We start from the raw sequence: 22,514 nt of genomic DNA, 5'->3' as shown, positions 1-22,514 counted from the left end.
CAGCGGGGTCTTCTGGGTGGCGGTCAGCTCGCCCGGCGCAGGACCCAGGTGCGGACCAGGCCCGCGGTCACGCCGGCGAGCACGATCACGGCGAGCAGCATCGGCAGCTGGACGTCGCCCGGCCCGCCGTTCGAGGCCAGCGACTGCGCGTTGCCCGCGTCACGGACGTCGGCGCCCTGGCCGCTCTGGTCGCCCTGTGCCGCCTGCGGCGCGGCGGCGTCACCGGGGAGGGTGCCGTTCGCCGGGTACCGCACGCCCGGCGCGACGGCGGTGCCCGCGGTCGCCGTCGGGATGCCGCTGTAGTCGCGCATCGGCGCGGTGCCCGTGCCCGCCGCGTTGCCCGGGTTCAGGTTCGAGAGGTTGCCCGAGGCGCCGCCGGGTGCGGTGTCGGCGCGGCCCTGCGGAGCGCCCGTGCTCGGCTGGGTCGGGGTACTGGGAGCCACGTAGTTGCTGGCGAGCAACGTGAGGCCGCAGCCTTTCGCGACCGTGCTCTCCACACTGTCCAGCGTCTTGTCCCAGTTGAAACCGAGACCCCAGGTGCCGGAATTGGCCAGCGCGGTGCGGACAGCTTTCCCGATCGCGGCGCCGCTCGCTTCGCCGGCTGCTGCATTCGGCACCTGTCCCACCGGGATGGAGTGGATCTTTGCGATCGAGTCACCGGCCCAGGTCCCGACCGCGAGGGTGCCTGCGTTGTTGGCGCCGTTGGTGACGAGGGTCTTCACCGAAGCTCCGTCGATCGCGACCCGGTCGCCCATCTGACCGGTGACCGTGCCGGTGCAGCTGTTGCTTACGAGGGTCGTCGCGGCGGAGGCGGTGCCTGCGGACAGGAACGCGCCGCCTGCCACGAAAGCGGCAACCGCGGAAACGGTGAGTGCTCGGCGGGTCGTCTGCCAGGTGGGGAGTTTCCGCACGCGCACTTCCTCCGTGGGTTATCGGGACGTCGTCCTGGACACCAGGATGAACGAGGGAGACCCGCGAAAGATACTCGGCAGTCGGCTCAATTTGCAGCGGCCATTCGGCGGAGCACCCAGGTCCGGACCAGCCCCGCGCTGACTCCGGAGAGTGCCAGAACCGCAATCAGCAGCGGCAGATTCGACCCGTTCGTGAATCCGTCGGACGCGGACGGTAGCGCCTCCGCGCGGCCCGCGGTCTGGACACCCGAGTTGTCCGTGGCGTTCCCGTCCGGGCCGGTGAGGCCGTACTGCGGCGCGTAACCCGGGATCTGGCTGCCGTACCGGATGGCAGGCGACGGCGTGAACAGCCCGGCCATGGCGAACGGGATGCCGCTGTAGTCGCGCATCGGCGCGTACCCCGTGCCGACGCTGAACGGGAAGCCGCCGAACATCGGGGTCCCGGAGAACCCCGGCAGCAGCGGGCTGTTGGCCTCCGGGATCGGGGACTGCCCCGCCGGGGTGCCACCCTGCGGCGCTCCCCCGGTACCACCGGTGGCCGGCGGTTTCTGCTGGCTGCCACCGGTGCCGGGCTGCGGGGACTGCTGCTTGCCGCCCCCGCCGTTGAGCGTGTTGAGGCCGCCGGTGGCCGCCGTGTTGAGGCTGTCGGCGCCCTGGTTGATCGCGCTCGCCACCGGCGCGCCCACCACGGGCACCGGCGACACCACGGTGTTCACCACGTTCACGGTGACCTTGCAGACCTGGTTGAGCAGGCCGCCGACGGTGGCGGTGAGGACGGTGGTCGCCTGGCCGACGACGCCCAGGTCGACGGGCAGCGGCAGGCCGAGCAGCGAGCCCTGGATGTGGTCGCCGGGCTTGGCGGTCACGGTGCTGCCGCAGGGCACGGTCTTCGTCTCGGCCGATGCCGTCCCGGGCAGGCCGAGGACGGCCGAGCCGGCGAGCACGACCGCCGTTGCTCCGACTGCCGTGGCCCTCCGTGTCCGATCCTGCATGGTTGCCGCCCCTGGTCTCGTTGGCCTCTGCCCAGGACAACGACGTTAAAGCAGGCGAGTAACGCCCGCTCGCTCAAGTCTGTCGGGCATTCGAGTGGAACTCAGGCGGGCTTGCGGCGGATCCACGCCCGCACGAGCGCCGCCGCGACGATCGCCAGTGCCAGCACCGCCAGCAGCATGGGCAGCTTCGCCGGGGGCGTGACGCCGGGCAGCGCCTCCGCCGTGCCGGACTTCTGCGTGTCGACCGTGGGAACCTGCTGGCCGGGGATGATCTGGGCGATCACCGGTGCCTGCACCAGGTTGCCCGGCAGCAGCACGGCGTTGGTGAAGATGCCGGAGATGGCGTCGCCCGGCAGGCCCGCGTTGCCCTGGCCGGTGACCACCGGGCCGGTGCTCGACCCCGGCGGCGGGTTCTGGCCCGGCGGCACCGGCGCGGGCGGCACCGGCTGGGGCGGCTTCGGGCCCGGTCCCGGGCCCGGCGGCAGGGGCAGCGGAGGCAGCTCGCCGGTCACGCCCTGCGTCACGTCGCCAACCGTGTTCACGACACCCTGCGCGGCCGGGCAGACGCCCTTCGCGGCCAGGTCGCCGACCGCCGGCACCTCGCCGATGCCGAGCGCCTTCACGGTGTCGCCCAGCGGCAGCGTCAGCAGCGGGGCCGTGCCGTTGGTGTTCCGCGCACTCGAGTCGAGCCCGACGGTCAGCCGGTTCGGGGCGTTCAGCGGGGCACCGGCGTCGAGGACCAGACCCGGCGACCCCGCGCGGGCGTCGCCGTTCTGCAGCGTGGCCTGGCAGCTCCCGCCGAGGGTCGGGCTGGGGTCGGCGCTCGCCACGCCCGGCGCCGCCAGTGCGGCCGCGGCGGCGAAACTGAACCCCAGTGCGGTGATCCGGGCGACGTGCTTCCCCATCGATGCCCTCCGGCAGTCGGACCAATCTGGATCACGGAACGCGCTCACGGTACTCCACGAGCGTCACCAACCGGACCGGCTGCCCGGAGTTCGCCCGGGAGTAGCGTGCTCGGCATGCTGATTGGCGCCCATGTTCGCGACGACGACCCGTTGACCGCGGTCGCCGAGCGCAAAGCCGATGTCGTCCAGTTCTTCCTCTCCGACCCGCAGGGCTGGAAGGCCCCGAAGCCGCATCCGCACGGCGAGGCGATCCTGGCCGACCCGGTCGAGGTGTTCATCCATTCGCCGTACCTCATCAACGTGGCTTCGCTGAACAACCGGATCCGCATCCCGTCCCGCAAGAACGTCACCCAGCACGCGGACGGCGCCGCGGCGATCGGCGCGAAGGGCCTGATCGTGCACGGCGGGCACGTCGGCGCGAACGACGACGTCGAGGCCGGCCTGGACAACTGGCGCAAGCTGTTCGAACGCGAGCAGGAGAAGGGCGGCTTCAAGGTCCCGATCCTGATCGAGAACACCGCGGGCGGCGAGAACGCGATGACCCGCGACCTCGACGTGATCGCCCGGCTGTGGGACAAGGTCGGCGAGTTCGGCGCCGGGTTCTGCCTCGACACCTGCCACGCGTTCGCCGCGGGCTGGGACCTGGCGACGGCGGTGGAAAAGGTCCGCGCCATCACCGGCCGGATCGACCTGGTCCACCTCAACAACTCCCGCGACGAGTTCGGCTCGACCCGCGACCGCCACGCCAACGTCGTCGAGGGCGACGGCACGATCGACCCGGACGTCCTGGTCGAGGTGGCCCGCACGGCGGGTGCCCCGGTGGTGGTCGAGACCCCGGCCGACGGCCAGGCGGCCGACATCGCCTACCTGCGGGAGAAGCTCGGCTGAGTCGTTCAGGACGCCGAAGCGGCCGCGTTCAGACGGCGACGGCCTTGCGGCGGCGCCGGACGGCGTCCGGGACGATCACGTCACGGGCGCCGTCGAGGAAGCCGCCCGCGGGGTCGTCGTCGCCCGCCCTGCGGACCAGGTCCGTGGCCGGGCGGTAGATCTCGCGGACCACCAGCACGCACAGTCCCGCCACAGCCAGGTCGCGGACCACCACCGTGCCGAGGAACCAGCCCTCCGGCAGGCCCTTGTGGTCGACGCCGAGGTAGTAGAACATCCGCGGCACCCAGACCAGCGCGTCGATCAGCATCCAGCCGAGCAGCAGCCGCCAGCGCGGGATGGCCAGCGCCGCCAGCGGCACGAGCCACAGCGAGTACTGCGGGCTCCACACCTTGTTCGTCAGCAGGAACGCCGCCACGACCAGGAACGCCAGCTGGCCGACGCGCGGACGGCGGGGTGCGGCGAGCGCGACGTAGGCGATCGCCGCGCAGCAGCCGAGGAACAGCACCGCCACCACGAGGTTCAGGTACGCCGGGTTCTGGTTCTTCTGCAGCACGCCGTCGAAGCCGGTCCAGCCGGTGGCGTAGGCGACGACGTTGTACAGCGAGTCCGGGTCCATCGGCCGCAGGGTGCTCATCCGGAAGAACTCCCACCAGCCGCGGGTCGCGGTGAGGATGAACGGCGCGTTCACCGCCACCCACGTCACGACCGTGGCCGCCGCGGTCTTCCAGAACGGCGTCAGCTTGCCCGCACGCAGGCACAGCACGAACAGCACGCCGAGCAGGAACAGCGGGTACAGCTTCGCCGCCGCGCCGAGGCCGAGCAGGAGCCCGGCCAGCAGCGGCCGCTTGCGGGACCAGGCCAGCAGGCCGGTCGCGGTGAACGCGGTCGCGATCGCGTCGAAGTTGGTGAACGCGTGCACCAGCACCAGCGGCGAGGCCGCCACCAGGACCATGTCCCACGGACGGCGTCTCGTCGTCCGGCCGGTCGCCCAGACGGTGACCAGCCACGCGACCGACAGGAAGAACGCGGTCAGGTTGAAGTAGATGGCCACCGGCAGCGCGCCGGGCAGCCAGCCCGCTTCGGCGAGGTTGTACCAGCCTGCCGCGAGCTTCGCGTTCGCCCACTGGAAGAGGCCGGTGAGCACCGGGTACTCCATGTACCGGGTGTTGTTCTCGGCCGTCTGGGAGCTTTCCTTCCACGACGTGTAGTACGGGAAGGTGCCCGGCCGGTCGAGCCGCTCGGACCCGTAGAGCGGCACGATGTCGGAGTAGCACATGGCCACGAACGGGCGGCCCGCGCGCCAGTCGAGCTGGGTGGCGCCGCTGGAGTCCTGGTACTGCTGGATGCAGGAGCCCTTGCCGAACCAGCACAGCATCAGCGCGAGGGTGGCCAGCAGCAGCCCGACGCGCTGGGGCGACCAGAACCAGTGCCTGCCGACCGCCGCGTGCTCGCCGAGCGGGCCGCCGAGGGGTCTGGTGACCGCCGCCGCGAGTGGCTCGGTCCAGCTCGGGACGACCCGGTCCGCCCGGGTCAGCGTCACCGGGCCGGGATCCGGCTCCGGCGTGGTCTCCTCTGGCACGAGGCGGATCGTAGCGGTGATCGGGGTGGGCGGCGGTGAAGCCGACGATCATGCCGGGTTCGCGTAGTACGAGGCCAGGACCTCGGCGGCGGCGCCGCGGGTGACGATCTCCTCGCCGCCGGTGTCCTCGACGACCTCGATGCGCTGCCAGTGCGGCAGCGGCAGCAGCTCCGCCAGCCGGGCCGAGACGGCTTCGCGGTGGATGCCCGGCTCGTCCCGGACCGCGCGTCCGGCCAGCACGATCCGCTCCAGGTCGAGCACCTGCACGAGGTCGGCGAGGCCGACGCCGAGGAAGCCGGCGGCCGCGCGGGTGTCCGGGGCCCGCTTGGCCATGATCTCGACGCAGCCGCGCCGCCCGCAGGCGCAGCGCGGGCCGTCGAAGGCGATCGTGGTGTGCCCGAACTCACCCGCGTTGGTCCGCGGGCCGCGGTAGAGCCGCCCGTCGATCAGCAGCCCGACGCCGATGCCGGTGCCGACCAGCACCACCGCGGTCGCCGTCGGCTCGCCGTGCGGCCAGAGCTGCGCGAACGCGGCGGCGTTGGTGTTCTTGTCGAGCGTCACGGCCAGCCCGGTGCGCTTCTCGAGCAGCTCCCGCAGCGGGACGTCGTGCCAGCCGGGCATGTTCGTCGCGTCGCGGACCAGTCCGGCGTGGTGGTCGAGCGGGCCGACCGCGCCGAGCCCGAGGCCGAGGACGTCGAAGCCGTCGGCCAGTTCGAGCGCGGTGGCGCCGATGGCCTCGACGGCCTGCTCGGGCGTGAAGCCGACCGGCAGCGGGCCGCCCGCCGTCTCCTCGATCTCGCCGGCCAGGTTGGTGCGCAGCACGTTGTATTCGTCGCGGTCGAGGCGGGCGCCGAGGGCGTGCCGGGCGCCGGCGCGGATGGTCAGCCGGGTGCGTGGCTTGCCCACCGTCCCGGCGGGCTGCCGCTGTTCGTCGAGCAGGCCGGCGTCGAGCAGCTCGGGGACGATCTTGGACACCGCCTGCTGGGTCAGCCCGGTGCGTTCGGCCAGCTCGACCCGGCTGAGGCCGCCCGCGCGCAGGATGTGCGTGAGCAGCAGGGCACGGTTGTGCTCCCGCACGTTCCGCAGGTTCACCCCGGTTTCCGCCATCCCCCGATCTTCGCATGGGTGGTCAATTAGGCAACGCTGTTGTTTAATGGCGGGCATGGCACGTGACTTCCGGGTGGGCATCCTCGGCTACGGCATCGGCGGTCGCGTCTTCCACGCGCCGCTGGTCGCCGCGACGCCCGGGCTGACCCCGGCGGTGATCACGACGTCCGGCAACGCGGCACAGGCCCGCATCGACCACCCGGACGCCGAGGTCGTGCCGGACGCCGACGCGCTGTTCGCGCGGGCCGCCGACCTCGACCTCGTCGTGGTCAGCACGCCGAACCGCACGCACGTGCCGCTCGCGCTGCGGGCGATCGAGGCGGGCCTGCCGGTGGTCGTCGACAAGCCGTTCGCGCCGACCGCGGCCGAAGCCGGGCAGGTGGTCGCCGCGGCGAAGGCGGCGGGCGTCGGCCTCACCGTCTTCCAGAACCGGCGGCTCGACTCCGACTTCCTGACCGTGCGGAAGGTCCTCGAGTCCGGCGGGCTCGGCGAGGTGTTCCGCTTCGAATCCCGCTACGACCGCTGGGTCCCCAAGCCCAAGGACAACTGGCGCGAGTTCGGCGACCCGGCCGAGGCGGGCGGCCTGCTCTACGACCTCGGCGCGCACATCGTCGACCAGGCGCTGCAGCTGTTCGGCCCGGTCACCCGGGTCTACGCCGAGGTCGACCGCCGCCGTGAAGGCGTCCAGGTCGACGACGACGTCTTCGTCGCGCTGCACCACGCGAACGGGGTCCGGTCGCACCTGTGGGCGTCGGCGCTCGCGGGCACGCAGAACCCGCGGTTCCGGGTCCTCGGCGACCGGGCGACGTTCACCAAGTACGGCCTCGACGTGCAGGAACCCCAGATCAAGGCGGGCATGCGCCCCGGCGACGACGGCTGGGGCGTGGAACCCGCCGCGGACGCGGGCCGCATCGGCGTCGGCAGCGACGTCCGGACCGTCCCGACCGAGACGGGCCGCTACGAGCAGTTCTACGCGCAGGTCCGCGACGCGCTGCGCGGCGAAGGCGAGTTCCCGGTCGATCCCGCGTCGGCGGTCGAGGCCCTGCGGGTCATCGAGGCCGCGCACCGCTCCGGCGTCGAAGGCACCGTCGTCGACCTGTGACCCCCTGACCGGCCGTGACCTCGGTGACCCCCAGCTCCGGGGTCACGGCCTCCTTCTCCCGCGTTGCTGGTCCTGCAGCTGCTGGAGCCGCTGCTGGAACTGGCGCAGCTGCTCCAGCTGGTCGTTCTGCTGCCGGTTGCCGCGATCGCCGAAGTCCACCGAATTCCGTTGCTGTTGCTGCTGCTGCGGTTGTTCCTGCTGCGGCTGGACCTGCACCTGCACGCGGTCCTGGGGTGAGCTGATCGCCTGGACGCGGGTGAAGCGTTCGGCCGGGCGGCCGGTCAGGTAGAGCTGCATGAACCGGTTCCACATCGGACCGGCCAGCGTCGAGCCGAACAGCGGGCCGCCGCCCGGGCCGCGCAGGGCCTTGTCGCCGTCGCCGCCCACCCAGACCGCGGCCGACACCGACGGCGTGTACCCGACCATCCACGTCTGGGAGTTCGCGTTCGCCGCCGACGCCGGCTCGTCGTTCTGCGGGGTGTGCTGCTGCGTGCCGGTCTTGCCCGCGCACTCGTGACCCGCCGGGCAGGTCAGCCGGGAGAACGGGATCACCGGGGCCAGCGCCGCCGTCACGTTCCCGGCGATCTGCGCGCTCTTCTGCGGGTCGTTGTCCGCGAACGCGTCGGTCGAGCGGATCTTGGCCTCGTAGGCGGTTTCGCCGTTCGCGTTGGTCACCTTCTGCACGAAGTGCCGGTCGCGCTGGACACCGCCCGCCGCGAACGTCGCGTACCCCGACGCCATGTCGGCCGCGGTGACCTGCGTGCCGCCGCCGCCGATCGAGATGTTGTTGTCCCCGGTGAACAGCGTGCTGCGGCCGCCGTTTTCGGTGGTCCGGATGCCCGCCTCCTGCGCGGCTTCGGCCACCCCGGACGGCTTGGTCACGTTGAGCACCATGTCGTAGAACACCGTGTTCGTGGACCGCTGCATGGCCTCGGCGACGGTGCACTGCTGCGAGCAGCTGCTGCTGTCGCCGGCGTTGCGGATCGGCAGGTCGACACCGGGGAACGTGCGCGGTGAGGTGCCGTCGAACCGCGCGTCGAGGCCGCGGCCGAGCTTGAGGAACGCGGCCAGGTCGAACGGCTTCATCGACGAACCGGGGTTGTGCGGTTCGTCGGCCCAGTCGCGCCCGGCCTGGTCTTCGCCGTTCGGGCCCTTCACGATCGGGTCGCCGCCGTAGTAGGCGAGCACCCCGCCGGTCTTCGGGTCGACCGCCACCAGCGCGCTGAGGATCCGGTCGTCGGTCTGGTCGGCCATCCCCTCGGCGACGGCCTTTTCGGCCGCCTGCTGTGCCCGCGGGTCGATGGTGGTGAACACCTGGAACCCACCCGAGTAGTACTGCTTCTCGTCGATGCCCTGCGCGGCCAGCTCGGCCCGCACCTGCTTCTTGAGGAACGGGTTCAGCGCACCGGCCTGCCTGCTCTCCCGCAGCGGGATGGGGGCCGGGAACTTCGCCGCGGCGCGCTGGGCCGGCGTCAGGTAGCCGTTCTTCAGCATCCGGTCGAGCGCCGTGGTCCACCGGCTCGTCGCGACGGCGGTGTTCTCCGAGCGGCCCGGCTGCTGGATCAGCCCGGCCAGCAGCGCGGCCTGCGAGTAGTCGAGCTGCCCGACGTCCTTGCCGAAGAACGCCTGCGCGGCCGCCTGGATCCCGTAGGCGCCGCGGCCGAAGTAGATGATGTTGAGGTAGGCGGTGATGATGTCCGCCTTCTCGTAGGTCTGGTTCATCTTGAACGACTTCGCCAGCTCGACCCACTTGCGGCTCAGCGTCGGCTCGTCGTCGCCCGAGGCGTTCTTGATGTACTGCTGCGAGATCGTCGATCCGCCACCGGAACCCCCGGTGACCTGGTTGTACGCCGCGCGAAGGATGCCGCTTACGTCGAAGCCGGAGTTCGTCTCGAAGGACGCGTCCTCGGTGGCGATCACGGCCTTCTTGACGACGTCGGGAATCTGGTTCGGCGCGAGGATCTGCCGGTTGCCGCCGGACGGCACGTCCTTGCCCATCTCGGTGCCGTCGCTGAACAGGTAGGTGACGGCCTGGCCCTGCGCCTGCGCGACGTTTTCCGGCGACGGGACGTCGACGGCGAGGTAGGTGACGAGGAACGCGATCGCGGGGACGACGAAGAACAGGCCCGCGGCGACGTAGGCGATCCGCCGGATCCGCCGCCACCGGCGTTTCCGCAGGTCCGCGGCGGTGGTCGGCCGGGGCCGGGACGGCGGCTGCCCGCGGCGGGGCCGCAGGATCGGCACGGTCGGCGGATCGTCCGGCTCGGTGCCGTTGTGGACGTGGTGGGTGATCAGCTCCGGTTCGCTGCCCAGCAGCCCGGCCCGCCGCACCGGGCGGCGGGCACGGCGACGGGGATCGGCAGCGCGACCGGGCGACGTGCGGGTGCGGTCGTTGTTCACGGGCCGTCCTCCACGGTGGGCTGCGGACGCAGTCCTCTCACGAGGCACACGTACCGCGGCCCACCGCGGTTCAGGCCGGCTAGTTCTCCGGGGTGTCCCCGGTGGTCGGCGTTTCCTTCGGCGGTGTCGACGGCTTCGTGTGCTTCGCCGGGCTCGACGGTGTCGACGGGTTGGTGCTGCCGTCCTGGTCGTGGCCACGGCCGTGGTCGCCGTCGTCGTTGCCGTTTCCGTTGCCGTCGGGGTTCTCGCCGGTCGGGGTCGCGTCCGAGCTCGTCACGACGTCGGACGTCGACGGCGGGGCGACCTCGCCGCCGATGCGGTCCACCTTCTCGAACCGCTCGCCGGGCTTGCCGGTCAGGTACAGCGACAGGAACTTCTGCCACATCGGGCCGGCGATGGTGGAGCCGTAGATCGGCGAGTTGCCCTTGCCGTGCAGCGGCTTGTTGCCGTCGCCGCCGACCCAGGCCGCCACCGACACCGACGGCGTGTACCCGACCATCCACGTCTGGGAGTTCGCGTTCGCCGCCCACGACGGCTCGCCCGCAACCTTCGTGTGCTGCTGCGTCCCGGTCTTGCCCGCGCATTCGTGGCCGTTCGGGCACTTCAGGTGCGAGAAGTCGATGACCGGCTTCAGCGCCTCGGTGACGTTGCCGGCGATCTGGCGGCTCTTGCCCGCGTCGCTGTCGAACGCCGCCTTGCCGTCCGTCGCGGCTTCGTAGGCGACCTCGTTCTGCGCGTTGGTCACCTTCTGCACGAAGTGCCGGGCGCGCTGCTGCCCGTTGGCCGCGAAGGTCGCGTACGCCGAAGCCATGTCCAGCGGCGTGATCTGGGTTTCGCCACCGCCGAGGGAGATGTTGTTGTCCTTGGTGGAGATGATCGACTGGCCGCCGTCCTCCTTGACCTTGACCCCGGCCTGCTTCGCCGCTTCCTTGACCGGGCCCTGCTTGGTGTCGTTGAGGACCATGTCGTAGAACACCGTGTTCGCCGAGCGCATCATCGCCTCGGCGACCGTGCACTGCTGCGAGCAGGTGCTGCCGGGGCCGGCGTTGCGCACGATGCGGCCGTCGAACGTGCGGTTGTTGGAGCCGTCGTAGGTGCTGTCGAGGCCCTTGCCCATCTTGAGCAGCGCGGTGAGGTCGAACGGCTTCATCGACGAGCCCGGGTTCTGCGGGGTGTTCGCCCAGTCGCGGCCGGCCTGGTCCTGGCCGTTGACCTGCACGATCGGCTTGCCGCCGTAGTAGGCGAGGACGCCGCCGGTCTTCGTGTCGACGGCGACGAGCGCGTCGAGCAGGTTGTCGTCCACCTGGCCTTCGAGTGCTTCGGTGGCGGCCTTTTCCGCGGCCTGCTGCGCCTTCGGGTCGATCGTCGTCTGGACCACGTAGCCGCTGGAGTAGTAGCGGTCCTCGGGGATGTCGTGCGCGGCCAGCTCGTCCTTGACCTGCCGCACGACGAACGCGGGCGGCGCGCCTGCCTGCTGCTTGCTGTCCTCCAGCGGGATCGGCGTCGGGAACTGCGCCGCCGCGCGGTCGGCCGCGCTGATGTAGTTGTTCTTCACCATCCGGTCGAGCGCGGTGTTCCAGCGGTCGTGCGCGACCTTCGGGTTCTCCGAGCGGCCCGGCTGCTGGATCAGGCCGGCCAGCAGCGCGGCTTCCGAGAAGCTGAGGTCCTTGGCTTCCTTGTGGAAGAACGCCTGCGAAGCCGCGCCGACCCCGTACGCCCCGCGTCCGAAGTAGATGATGTTCAGGTACGCGGTGATGATGTCCTTCTTCTCGTACGTCTGGTTCATCTTGAAGGACTTGGCCAGCTCGGTCCACTTGCGCGTCAGCGTGGGCGCGTCGTTGTCGGTGGCCTTCTTGATGTATTGCTGGGAGATCGTCGATCCGCCGCCGACGCCGCCGGTGACCTGGTTGTAGACCGCGCGCAGCAGGCCGCCGACGTCGAACCCGGAGTTGGTCTCGAACGAGTCGTCCTCGGTCGCGATCGCCGCGTGCTTCATGACGTCGGGGATCTGGTCCGGGCTCAGCAGCACCCGGTTGCCGCCGCGGGGCACGTCCTTGCCCATCGGCGAGCCGTCGGCGTAGAGGTAGGTGACGGCCTGGCTCTGGCTCTGCGCGACCTCGGTCGGCGAGGGCACGTCGACGAGGAAGTACGTGATGACGAACGCGATCGCGGGCAGCACGAAGAAGAGCCCGAAGAAGCCGTAGGCGACCCGCCGGATGATCTTCCAGCGTCTCTTCTTGCGCTGTGCCGGGGTCAGTGCCGGTTTTTCGTCGCTTTCGGGCTCGACGTCGTAGCCGTCGTCCGGCTCGTCGTACGCGTGGTGCGTCATCAGCTCCGGCCCGCCGCTCATCGGCGGCGGCTCCGGCCGGTAGGCCCGCTGCTGCGGCGGCTGCTGCGGGCGGCCGGGCGGCGGCGGGACCGGGCGCCGCGGTGCCTGGCCGTACGGGCCCTGGGGTGCGGACGGCCCACGACGCCGCGGATCGGGACCCTGGCCGGGCCAGGAGCGGGATCGATCGTCGGGCACGGGCAGTCCTCCAGGTGACGTGGGCAGCGGCAATCGCCACCCCTTTTCTCACAAGGACGCACGAAACGCCCCGGGGGGGCCGGAAAGATCCCTCCCGGAACGAAACCGGGGTCCTTCGCGTGTTCGCGAAGGACCCCGGGAATCAACCGCGGCGGCCGCCTGGTGGCGCGGCGAGCCCGCCACCACCACCCGAGCCGGAGGTGTTGCCGAACGGGAACGTCGGCGTCTCGCCCGGCCCGGGCCGGGACGGCCGGGTCCGCGGCGTCGTCGTCTCCGACTCGGTCTCCGACGGCTCGGTGCTCGGCGGGGTCGTCGTGGTCGGCGGGGTCGTCGTCGTGGTCGGCGTGTCCGAGGGCTTCGTCGGCGTGGTGGTCACGTCGTTGACGTCCTTGCCGATCGGCTGCACCTTGTCGAACTTCTCCGGCGGCTTGCCCTTGAGGTAGAGGTTGAGGAAGTTCTGCCACGTCGGACCGGCGATGGTGGCACCGAAGATCGGCTTGTTCCGCGGGTCGTGCAGCGGCTTGTTGCCGTCGCCACCGACCCAGACCGCGGCCGACACGGACGGCGTGTAGCCGACCATCCACGTCTGCGCGTTGCGGTCCTTGTACGCCGCCGGGTCACCGTCCCGTGCGGTGTACTGCTGCGTACCGGTCTTGCCCGCGCACTCGTGGCCCGCCGGGCACTTGAGGTTCGAGTGCGTGATGACCGGCTTGAGCGCCTCGGTGACGTTGCCCGCGATCTGCTGGCTCTTGCCCGCGTCGTCGTCGAACGCCGGGTTGGTCTTGACGTTGTTCTCGTCGAACTCGACCTCGTCCTGCGCGTTCGTCAGCTTCGCGACGAAGTGCTGCTCGTGGTAGACACCGCCGCTGGCGAAACTCGCGTACGCGGCCGCCATGTCCTCCGGCGTCACGGCCGTGCCGCCACCGCCGAGGGAGATGTTGTTGTCGTCGGTGTAGAGGACGCTCTTGCCTGCCGGGGCGACCTTGACGCCGGCTTCCTTCGCCGCCTCCGCGACCCGCGACGGCTTCGTCACGTTCAGCACCATGTCGTAGAACACGGTGTTCGTGGACCGCTCCATCGCCTCGGCGACGGTGCACTCCTTGCCGCACGTGGCGCTGTCACCCGCGTTCCGGACGACGCGGCCGCCGAGCACCCGGTTGTTGGAGCCGTCGAACGTCTCGCCGAGCCCCTTGCCCATCTTGAGGAACGCGGTGAGGTCGAAGGCCTTCATCGACGAGCCGGGGTTCCGTGCCTGGTTGGCCCGGTCCTGGCCGATCTGGTCCTTGCCGTTCGCGTCCTTCACCAGCTCCGGTCCGCCGTAGTAGGCGATCACGCCACCGGTCTTGGGGTTGACCGCGACGAGCGCGTTCAGCAGGTTCTCGTCCGTCTGGCCCTTCATGCCCTCCTGGGCGGCCTGCTCCGCGGCGTCCTGCGCGGCCGGGTCGATCGTGGTGTAGATCTTGGCGCCGGTGGAGAACAGCTTGTTCTCGTCGTAGCCCTTCGCCGCCAGCTCGTCCTTGATGCGCTGCTGGAGCTGGTAGGTCATCTTGCCCGAGTTCTGCTCCTTGTTGGCGTTCTTCGGGATCGGCGTCGGGAACTGGAAGGTGGCGCGCTCGTCCGCGCGGAGCCACTTGTTGGCGACCATCTGGTCCATCACGTACGCCCAGCGCTTCTGCGCGTAGTTCTGGTTCTCCGAGCGGCTCGGGCCCTGGATCAGGCCGGCCAGCAACGCGGCTTCGGAGGCGTTGAGGTCCTTGGCGTCCTTGTTGAAGTAGGCCTTCGCGGCCGCCTGGATGCCGTTCGCGCCGCGTCCGAAGTAGACGATGTTCAGGTAGGAAGTGATGATCTCTTCCTTGGACTGCTGGTTGTTCATCTTGAACGACTTGGCCAGCTCGGTCCACTTGCGCGTCAGCGTCGGGGCGTCGTTCTGCGTCGCCTGCTTGATGTACTGCTGGGAGATGGTCGAGCCACCGCCCTGCCCGCCGGTGACCTGGTTGTAGACCGCGCGCAGGATGCCGGTGACGTCGAAGCCGGAGTTGGTCTCGAACGTCGCGTCCTCCGCCGCGTACACCGCGTGCTTGACGACCTCGGGCACTTCGCCCGGCTTGAGCAGCTGGCGGTCGCCGCCCGGCGGCAGTTCCCGGCCCATCACCTGGCCGTTGGCGTCGAAGTAGGTGACCGGCTGGTTCTGCAGCGACTTGATGCTTTCCGGCGTCGGCACGTCGACGAGGAAGTAGGTGATGACGAACGCGATCGCGGGCACGACGAAGAAGAGCCCGACGAAGGCGTAGGCGACCCGCCGGACGATCTTCCACCGGCGCTTCTTGCGCTGCGCCGGCGTGAGGACCTTCTTGCCCTTTTCGTCCAGCTCCTCCTGGGGCTCGACGTCGTCGGCGAACTCGTTGAACGCGGCGTCCTCGTAGCCGTCGTCGTACGGGTCGCGGCCGAAGTCGTCGGTGCCGTTGTGCGCGTGGTGGGTGATCAGGTCCGGTTCGCGCTGCTCCGGGGGCGGGGGTGCCGGACGCCGTCCGGGCGGCGGCTGCCGGAAGCCCTGCGGCGGCGACCCGGGCGGCGGGCCCTGCTGGGGACGCTGGCCCGGCGGCGGGACCGGCCGCCGCGGCGGCATGCCCTGCTGGCGGGGCCGCTGCGGGCGCCGGGGCGGCTCCTCGCCCGGCCACTGGGGACCGCCTTCGTCCCCGGACGGCCACTCGGGCGCGCCGCCACCGCGGGGGACGCCTCGGGGCGGGGTGCTGCGCTGCGGGCGGCGGGGGGCTTCTTCGCCGGGCCACGCCGGTCCGGGATCCTCTCCCGGCCACGGGCCGGACTGGGCACGGCGAGGTGCATCTGGCTCCTGGCCGGGCCAGGAGCGGTTGCGGTCGTCGTTCACGAATGGGCCTCCCAGACCGGCGCCCGGTGGGACGCCGTTCTGCGCTCTTCAGCGGTAGTGATCCAGCTCACCGGCCCGTGGTCCTTCGCGGACCGGCCGGTTCTCCCGTGCCGAGGACGTACGACCGGACCAGGTGGTTCCAGTGGCACGCCCGGCACACCTCGACGTCGTACACGGTGAACTCGGCGAACAGGCCGGCCATCCTGGCCAGCTCTTCGGGGGACCTCGCCGAGCCCGCGACGTGCTTGAGTTCGTCGCCGTAGACCCAGGACACCAGGGTCAGCGGCTCCTGGCGGCAGATCGGGCAGGGCAGGTCACCGGCCCGGCCGTGGAACTTCGCCGCCCGCAGCAGGTACGGGCTCGCGTCGCAGGCTTCGAAGCTGCCGACGCGCCCGGACCGGACTTCGGCGAGCAGCGCACGGCGCTGCAGCGCGTAGTCCACGACCTGCCGCTGGTTAATCACCAGGACAGAGTACGGGCTCTTCCTGTGTCGTCCACGCCCCCTAGCGCCCGCGGGCCCCGGACCGGCGCGGACACGCCGGACATTCGATAACTCTCCGGTGAATTTCGACCCCGATGGGTACCCGGCGGAGGTTAGCTTCGCCACTTCGATGTATCGGCGCGATATAGTGGCTGAGTAGGTTGGATCGAGGCGATCGTTCGGAGCAACGCCCGTCGTCTCGGTTTGTTCCCGGAAGGGGGTGCCCGGTGCTGGAGTTCGCGATCCTCGGCCTCCTGCACGAAGCGCCCATGCACGGGTACGTGCTGCGCAAGCGGCTGCACGAGACGCTCGGCACGTTCCGGACGTTCTCGTACGGCTCGCTGTACCCGACCCTGCGGAGGCTGCTGAGGGCCGGGTACCTCGTGGAGGAGCTGGACGAAGCCGACGACCGGGCGTGGTCGCGGCGCGGACGGCGGGTCTACAAGCTCACCGCGGAGGGCAAGGAGCGCTTCGGCGAGCTGCTCGGCGACGCCGGGCCGCAGACCTGGGACGACGAGGGGTTCGGTGTCCACCTGGCCTTCTTCTCGCGGACCCCGGCCGACGTGCGGATGCGGATCCTCGAGGGCCGCCGCCGCCGGGTCGAGGAACGCCGGGAAGGTCTGCGTGCGGCACTGGCGAGGGCCGAGGAGAAGATCGATCGCTACACCCGCGAGCTGCACCGGCTGGGGCTGGAGACGAGCGAGCGGGAGGTGCGCTGGCTCAACGAGCTGATCGCGCACGAACAAGCCGAACGGCAGGGGCCGGAAACGCCCTGAGCCACCCGGCGCGGGCCGCAGCGTCGCGGCACCAGACCTACTGACAGACGGATTGAAGGAGAAACCTCCCATGGGCGACAACCGCCGCGTACGGGTGGCCATCGTGGGCGTCGGCAACTGCGCGGCGTCGCTGGTCCAGGGTGTCCAGTACTACCGCGACGCGGACCCGGCCACCCGCGTCCCCGGTCTGATGCACGTCGACTTCGGCGGGTACCACGTCCGCGACATCGAGTTCGTCGCCGCGTTCGACGTGGACGCCAAGAAGGTCAGCCGCGACCTGTCCGAGGCGATCTTCGCCTCGGAGAACAACACGATCAAGATCGCCGACGTGCCGCCGCTCGGCGTCACCGTCCAGCGCGGTCACACCCACGACGGGCTCGGCCGTTTCTACCGCGAGACGATCGAGGAGTCCGACGAGACCCCGGTCGACGTCGTCGCCGCGCTGCGCGAGGCGCAGGCCGACGTGCTCGTGTCGTACCTGCCGGTGGGCTCGGAAGAGGCCGACAAGTTCTACGCCCAGTGCGCGATCGACGCCGGCGTGGCGTTCGTCAACGCGCTGCCGGTGTTCATCGCCTCCGACCCGGAGTGGGCGGAGAAGTTCCGCGCCGCGGGTGTCCCGATCGTCGGTGACGACATCAAGTCCCAGGTCGGCGCGACCATCACGCACCGCGTGCTGGCGAAGCTGTTCGAGGACCGCGGCGTCCAGCTCGACCGGACGATGCAGCTCAACGTGGGCGGGAACATGGACTTCCTGAACATGAAGGAGCTGGAGCGGCTCGAGTCGAAGAAGATCTCCAAGACCCAGTCGGTGACCTCGCAGGTCGACCGCGAGCTGGGCAAGGGCAACGTCCACATCGGACCGTCGGACTACGTGCAGTGGCTCGACGACCGCAAGTGGGCCTACGTCCGGCTCGAGGGCCGCGCGTTCGGCGACGTCCCGCTGAACCTGGAGTACAAGCTCGAGGTCTGGGACTCCCCGAACTCGGCGGGCATCATCATCGACGCGGTCCGCGCGGCGAAGATCGCCCTCGACCGCGGCATCGGCGGCCCGATCCTGTCGGCGTCCTCGTACTTCATGAAGTCGCCGCCGGAGCAGTACGACGACGCGACCGCCCGCGACGCGGTGGAGAAGTTCATCCGCGGCGAAGTCGAGCGGTAAGCAAGTCTCGCAGGAGGCCGTCACCCACGTGGGTGGCGGCCTCCTTTCGCGTTCAGCCGAGCCCGAGTGCCCCGGGCAGGCCGGTGATCTTCTCCACCACCGCCGTGGCCTGCTTCAGCACCTCCGGGTCGGGCGGGAAGTGCGGGTTCGGCACCGCGTACACGGCCATCCCCGCCGCCATCGCGGACCGCAGCCCGTTCGTCGTGTCCTCCACGGCCGCGCACTCCGACGGCGGCACGCCCAGCAGCTCGGCCGCCCGCAGGTACACATCCGGCGCGGGCTTTCCCGCGCCGACCTGTTCGGACGACACGGCCGCCCCGACCGGCAGGCCCGTCACGTCGAGGAAGCCCTTGATCAGGATCACCGGCGACGAGCTGGCGATCGCCACCGGCCACCGGTTCGACACCTGGCGCACGACCTCCACGGCACCCGGGATCAGCGGCGGCTCCGCGGCATACCGGGCGGCCATCCGCTTGACGACCAGCGTCGCGATCTCCGGTGGCGTCGTCCGCGCGCCCAGCTCTTCCACCAGGTAACGGGCCCATTCCGGGGTGCTCATCCCCTGCAGGGCCCGCGTCGCCTCCTCGCGCCAGGTGCCGCCGTGCTCGGCGACGACCGCGCGCCGCACTTCGTCCCAGATCCGCTCGGAGTCCACCAGCACGCCGTCGAGGTCGAAGATCACCGCGTCCATGCCCCGAGCGTAGCCTGTGAGCCGACTTACTTAGCTACGCTTACTAATTTTTGTTAGCCTGGCTAAGTGACTTCCGCGATCACCGACCTCGCCCACCGGCTGCGGCCGCTGGTCTTCCGGCTCTACCACCAGGTGCGCCGCCAGACGCCGCAGCTGACGCTGACCCTCACCCAGGGCTCGGTGCTGAGTGAGCTGGTCCACAGCGGTCCGCAGCGGATGAGCGCGCTCGCCGAGTTCGAACGGGTCAGGCTGCCGTCGATGACCGACGTCGTCGGGCGGCTCGAACGGCTCGGGCTCGCCACGCGCCGTCCGGACCCCGCCGACCGGCGGGCGGTGCTGGTCGAAGTCACCGACGAGGGCCTGCGTTTTTACGCCGAACTGGTGACGGCTCGCGAGGAGTTCCTCCGCGAGCGGCTGATCGCCATGGACGAAGCCGACCGCGCCGCGATCGAAGCCGCCCTGCCCGCTCTCGCCAAATTGCTTGTGGGGGGTCCAGGGGGGGCTCGCCCCCCGGCTGGGGTCTGGGGCTCGGTCCCAGAAGACACAGCTGGTCGACACCAAGAAGGAGGAACTGATCAGCGATGAGCGCTGAACACCACCCGAGCCTGCTGGACGCGGTCAAGGGCCAGCCCAAGCAGGTGTGGATCACCGCGTTCGCCGCGGTCATCGCCTTCATGGGGATCGGCCTGGTCGACCCGATCCTGCTGTCCATCGCCAAGGGGCTGGACGCGACGCCGTCCCAGGTCACCCTGCTGTTCTCGTCCTACCTCGGCGTCCAGGTCGTCGCGATGCTGGTCACCGGTGCCGCGAGTGCCCGCTTCGGGGCGAAGCGCACCGTCCTCGCCGGGCTCACGCTGATCGTCGCGGCCACCGCCCTCTGCGCGGCCGCCGGCTCGATCGAGCAGCTCGTCGGCCTGCGTGCGGTCTGGGGCCTCGGCAACGCCTTCTTCATCGCGACGGCGCTTTCGGTCATCGTCGGTGCCGCGACCGGCGGCCAGTCCGGCGCGATCCTGCTCTACGAGGCCGCGCTCGGGCTCGGCCTGTCGGTCGGCCCGCTGCTGGGCGCGCTGCTCGGCAGCATCTCGTGGCGGGGCCCGTTCCTCGGCACCGCGATCCTCATGGCGGGCGCGCTCGTGCTGTGCGCGATGTTTCTGAAGAGCGACGCGCGCGACAGGCGCACCCCGGTCAAGCTGCTCGACCCGCTCCGCGCGCTGAAGCACCCCGGTCTCCTGCGGACGTCGGTCGCGTCGGCGCTGTACACGGCCGCGTTCTTCGCCGTGCTGGCCTGGTCGCCGTTCGTCCTCGGCTGGAACGCGATCGCCGTCGGGCTGGTCTTCTGCGGCTGGGGCCTGTGCGTCGCGGTCGCCGGTGTCGCCCTAGCCCCGCGGCTGGCCGCCCGGCTCGGCGAGCGGCACGCCGCCTCGGCCGCCGTCTTCGGTTACGCCGTGCTGATGCTGGTGCTGGCCGTGCCCGGCAAGCCGGTGCTGGTGGCCGGGATCATCGTCTCCGGCCTGGTGTCCGGCCTGCTGAACACCCTGTTCACCGGCACGGCGATGTCGATCAGCGACGCGCCGCGCCCGGTCGCCAGCGCGGGCTACAACTTCTGCCGCTGGCTCGGCGGTGCGGTCGCCGCGACGCTCGTCGGGCACGTCGCCGAGTGGTTCGGCTCGCCACAGGCGCCGTTCGTCGCCTCGGCCGTGCTGTGCGTCGTCGCGGGCGCGCTGCTCTCGCTGCGCGAGCGGCAGGCCGACCCGCACACGCTGCCGCAGGAAGCGGCCCTCGTCGGCGAAGAGTTCTGAGCTCCGCACCCACCGTGACAGCCCCGGGATCCGTGTCCCGGGGCTGTCGTGTTGTACACCCGTTGTTCACCCAGAAGTCCGGAAAGGCTGGTTTTCGGCACTTAGGTTCGCTTCGTTCCCGAATTCCCACCATGGAGGCGCTGTGCCCGACCGCCTGCTCCCGCTGTTCCCCGCTCATCCGGGCGGCCGTTCCCCGGTCACCTGCGAGTACCGCTGCGGCAACGCCTGCGCGCACCCCGAGGCGAACGACTCCGGGAACGAGTACTTCGGCGACGTGGTCAAGGACATCTCCCGCCGCCGCGTCTTCAAGGCGGGCGCCGTGATGGCCGCCGCCGCGGGCGGGTTCGCCGCGCTCTCGACGGGCACCGCGGCCGCCGCACCCGCTCCGCTCGCCGGTCCCGCGGCCAAGCCCGCGCGTCCGGTGCCAGGCACCGACTTCGACCCGGTCCCGCCGAACAAGCTCGACGCGGTCAGCATCCCCGACGGCTACGCCCAGCGCGTCGTCGTCCGCTGGGGCGACCCGGTCGTCGCCGGCGCGCCGAAGTTCGACTTCACCAGGCAGACCGCGGCCGCGCAGGCCAAGCAGTTCGGCTACAACAACGACTTCGTCGGGCTCATCCCGCAGGACCCGCTGGGGCTGACCAACCTGCTCGTGGTTAACCACGAGTACACCACCGAGGTCCACATGTTCCCGGCCGACCAGTACGACCCGGCCAACCCGACCGAGGAGCAGGTCAAGACCGCCTGGGCCGCGCACGGCCTGTCCGTGCTGCAGACCCGCCGCGACCCGGTCCACGGCGGCCTCGAGGTCGTCCCGAGCCGCTTCGGCCGCCGGATCACGCTCGACACGATCTTCGAGGTCCGCGGCCCGGCCGCCGGCTCGAAGTACCTGCGGACGTCGGCCGACCCGACCGGGCGCAGGGTCCGCGGCACGCAGAACAACTGCTCCGGCGGTGTCACCCCGTGGGGCACGGTGCTGTCCGGCGAGGAGAACTTCGACCAGTACTTCGCGCACTCCGACAAGGTCACCGACCCGGTCGCGGCGGAGCGGCTCAAGCGCTACAGCGTCGGCAAGGGCGAGAGCACCCGCAAGTGGGAGCGGTTCGACAAGCGCTGGGACGTCTCGCAGGAGCCCAACGAGCCGAACCGGTTCGGCTGGGTCGTCGAAATCGACCCGAACGACCCGAACTCGACACCGGTCAAGCACACCGCGCTCGGCCGGTTCAAGCACGAGGCCGCGAACGTCAAGATCACCGCCGACGGCCGGGTCGCCGTCTACTCCGGCGACGACAGCCGCTTCGAGTACATCTACAAGTTCGTCTCGAAGGGCAAGTACAAGCCCGGCCGGAGCGCGCACGCGCGGCGGCACAACTCGGCGCTGCTCGACGAGGGCACGCTGTACGTCGCCCGGTTCACCGGCGACAGCCCGGGCGAGATCGACGGCACCGGCAAGCTGCCTGCCGACGGCGAGTTCGACGGCACCGGCGAGTGGATCCCGCTGGCCGGCGGCGACAAGTCCTTTGTGGACGGCTTCACCGCCGAGGAGGTCTACGTCTTCACCCGCCAGGCCGCCGACAAGGTCGCCGCGACGAAGATGGACCGGCCGGAGGACATCGAGCCGAACCCGGTCAACGGCCGGATCTACGCGGCGCTGACCAACAACAGCGACCGCGGCGCGGCGGGCAAGGCAGGCGTCGACGAGGTCAACCCGCGCAACGGCAACAAGAACGGCCACGTCCTGGAGTGGGAGGAGGACTGCGGCGACGCGGCGTCGACGAAGTTCTCCTGGCGGCTGCTGCTGGTCTGCGGCGACCCCAAGGCCGCGGACACCTACTTCGGCGGGTTCCCCAAGGACCAGGTCAGCCCGATCTCGTGCCCGGACAACGTCGCGTTCGACCGGCACGGCAACCTGTGGGTCGCCACCGACGGCAACGCGCTCGGCGCGAACGACGGCCTGTTCTCGGTGCCGGTCACCGGCCCGGAGCGCGGGCACGTCAAGCAGTTCCTCTCGGTGCCGGTCGGTGCCGAGACGTGCGGCCCAGTCGTGACGGACCACCTGGTGCTCGTCGCGGTGCAGCACCCGGGCGAGAACGCGGCCAGCTCCGCGAACCCGACGTCGCACTGGCCCGACGGCGGCACCGCGCAGCCGCGTCCGGCCATCGTCTCGGTGTGGAAGAAGGGCCCCTTCGGGCTGCCGGGGCGCATCGGCGAGCGCTGACACACCGGGCCCGCACCGGCCGAGGTTCACTGAACCTTATTCAGCCGTCGGCAGGCGCGAGAGGTCGCCTCAGGCGACCGCTCGCGATCCGTAGC

At 70.9% G+C, this 22,514-nt stretch carries 17 protein-coding genes; 7 read left to right on the top strand and 10 right to left on the bottom strand.

Annotated features, from left to right (window positions below):
* Positions 1-23: 23 nt before the first annotated feature.
* The 3 genes from ABJI51_RS10575 to ABJI51_RS10565 all read right to left on the bottom strand — a co-directional run bounded on the left by ABJI51_RS10575 (position 24) and on the right by ABJI51_RS10565 (position 2,808).
* Positions 24-917: a hypothetical protein gene (locus ABJI51_RS10575; RefSeq protein ID WP_348949615.1), complete on the bottom strand. Its 894-nt coding sequence runs from the start codon at positions 915-917 to the stop codon at positions 24-26.
* Positions 918-997: 80 nt separating this feature from the next.
* Positions 998-1,903 carry a hypothetical protein gene (locus ABJI51_RS10570; RefSeq protein ID WP_348949614.1) on the bottom strand — a complete coding sequence of 302 codons (906 nt, stop codon included), beginning with the start codon at positions 1,901-1,903 and terminating at the stop codon, positions 998-1,000.
* A 101-nt stretch (positions 1,904-2,004) separates the two neighbouring features.
* The gene (locus ABJI51_RS10565) at positions 2,005-2,808 is read right to left on the bottom strand and encodes a hypothetical protein (protein WP_348949612.1); all 804 of its coding nucleotides are present in this window, start codon (positions 2,806-2,808) and stop codon (positions 2,005-2,007) included.
* Positions 2,809-2,922: 114 nt separating this feature from the next.
* Here ABJI51_RS10565 and ABJI51_RS10560 point away from each other — a divergent pair, with 114 nt between their 5' ends.
* Positions 2,923-3,696 (top strand): deoxyribonuclease IV, encoded by a 774-nt coding sequence (locus ABJI51_RS10560; RefSeq protein WP_348949610.1) that lies wholly within the window; start codon positions 2,923-2,925, stop codon positions 3,694-3,696.
* A 28-nt stretch (positions 3,697-3,724) separates the two neighbouring features.
* Here the strand turns inward: ABJI51_RS10560 and ABJI51_RS10555 are convergent, their stop codons facing one another.
* Positions 3,725-5,275: a glycosyltransferase family 87 protein gene (locus ABJI51_RS10555; RefSeq protein WP_348949608.1), complete on the bottom strand. Its 1,551-nt coding sequence runs from the start codon at positions 5,273-5,275 to the stop codon at positions 3,725-3,727.
* A gap of 48 nt (positions 5,276-5,323) precedes the next feature.
* Positions 5,324-6,382 carry an ROK family transcriptional regulator gene (locus ABJI51_RS10550; protein ID WP_348949606.1) on the bottom strand — a complete coding sequence of 353 codons (1,059 nt, stop codon included), beginning with the start codon at positions 6,380-6,382 and terminating at the stop codon, positions 5,324-5,326.
* Between the two features lie 55 nt (positions 6,383-6,437).
* On the opposite strand from ABJI51_RS10550, the gene ABJI51_RS10545 reads away from it, so the two are divergent.
* On the top strand, positions 6,438-7,484 hold the full coding sequence (locus ABJI51_RS10545) for a Gfo/Idh/MocA family oxidoreductase (RefSeq protein ID WP_348949604.1): 1,047 nt from the start codon (positions 6,438-6,440) through the stop codon (positions 7,482-7,484).
* Positions 7,485-7,526: 42 nt separating this feature from the next.
* Here ABJI51_RS10545 and ABJI51_RS10540 read toward each other — a convergent pair whose 3' ends face one another.
* The 4 genes from ABJI51_RS10540 to ABJI51_RS10525 all read right to left on the bottom strand — a co-directional run bounded on the left by ABJI51_RS10540 (position 7,527) and on the right by ABJI51_RS10525 (position 15,758).
* On the bottom strand, positions 7,527-9,884 hold the full coding sequence (locus ABJI51_RS10540) for a transglycosylase domain-containing protein (RefSeq protein WP_348949602.1): 2,358 nt from the start codon (positions 9,882-9,884) through the stop codon (positions 7,527-7,529).
* A gap of 79 nt (positions 9,885-9,963) precedes the next feature.
* Positions 9,964-12,408 (bottom strand): transglycosylase domain-containing protein, encoded by a 2,445-nt coding sequence (locus ABJI51_RS10535; protein WP_431605590.1) that lies wholly within the window; start codon positions 12,406-12,408, stop codon positions 9,964-9,966.
* Between the two features lie 142 nt (positions 12,409-12,550).
* The gene (locus ABJI51_RS10530; protein WP_348949601.1) at positions 12,551-15,295 is read right to left on the bottom strand and encodes a transglycosylase domain-containing protein; all 2,745 of its coding nucleotides are present in this window, start codon (positions 15,293-15,295) and stop codon (positions 12,551-12,553) included.
* 67 nt (positions 15,296-15,362) lie between these two features.
* On the bottom strand, positions 15,363-15,758 hold the full coding sequence (locus tag ABJI51_RS10525) for a DUF5318 domain-containing protein (protein ID WP_348949599.1): 396 nt from the start codon (positions 15,756-15,758) through the stop codon (positions 15,363-15,365).
* Positions 15,759-16,003: 245 nt separating this feature from the next.
* Here ABJI51_RS10525 and ABJI51_RS10520 point away from each other — a divergent pair, with 245 nt between their 5' ends.
* Positions 16,004-16,552, top strand: coding sequence for a PadR family transcriptional regulator (locus ABJI51_RS10520; RefSeq protein WP_348949597.1), 549 nt, complete (start codon positions 16,004-16,006; stop codon positions 16,550-16,552).
* A gap of 70 nt (positions 16,553-16,622) precedes the next feature.
* Positions 16,623-17,711 (top strand): inositol-3-phosphate synthase, encoded by a 1,089-nt coding sequence (locus ABJI51_RS10515; protein WP_348949596.1) that lies wholly within the window; start codon positions 16,623-16,625, stop codon positions 17,709-17,711.
* Between the two features lie 52 nt (positions 17,712-17,763).
* Here the strand turns inward: ABJI51_RS10515 and ABJI51_RS10510 are convergent, their stop codons facing one another.
* On the bottom strand, positions 17,764-18,402 hold the full coding sequence (locus ABJI51_RS10510) for an HAD family hydrolase (protein ID WP_348949595.1): 639 nt from the start codon (positions 18,400-18,402) through the stop codon (positions 17,764-17,766).
* A 66-nt stretch (positions 18,403-18,468) separates the two neighbouring features.
* On the opposite strand from ABJI51_RS10510, the gene ABJI51_RS10505 reads away from it, so the two are divergent.
* The 3 genes from ABJI51_RS10505 to ABJI51_RS10495 all read left to right on the top strand — a co-directional run bounded on the left by ABJI51_RS10505 (position 18,469) and on the right by ABJI51_RS10495 (position 22,419).
* Positions 18,469-18,987, top strand: coding sequence for a MarR family winged helix-turn-helix transcriptional regulator (locus ABJI51_RS10505; RefSeq protein WP_348949593.1), 519 nt, complete (start codon positions 18,469-18,471; stop codon positions 18,985-18,987).
* Complete coding sequence (locus tag ABJI51_RS10500) at positions 18,984-20,201, top strand: MFS transporter (RefSeq protein WP_348949591.1); 1,218 nt, start codon at positions 18,984-18,986, stop codon at positions 20,199-20,201. Before ABJI51_RS10505 ends, ABJI51_RS10500 begins: the two co-directional genes overlap by 4 nt.
* Positions 20,202-20,343: 142 nt before the next feature.
* Positions 20,344-22,419, top strand: a complete 2,076-nt coding sequence (locus ABJI51_RS10495; protein WP_348949590.1) for a PhoX family protein — start codon at positions 20,344-20,346, stop codon at positions 22,417-22,419.
* Positions 22,420-22,514 lie beyond the last annotated feature (95 nt).

Origin of the sequence: Amycolatopsis melonis (assembly GCF_040064235.1) — a bacterium.
GTDB lineage: Bacteria > Actinomycetota > Actinomycetes > Mycobacteriales > Pseudonocardiaceae > Amycolatopsis > Amycolatopsis melonis.
Note: the sequence above shows the minus strand (reverse complement) of the source record. Positions and strands in the feature narration are given on the sequence as shown.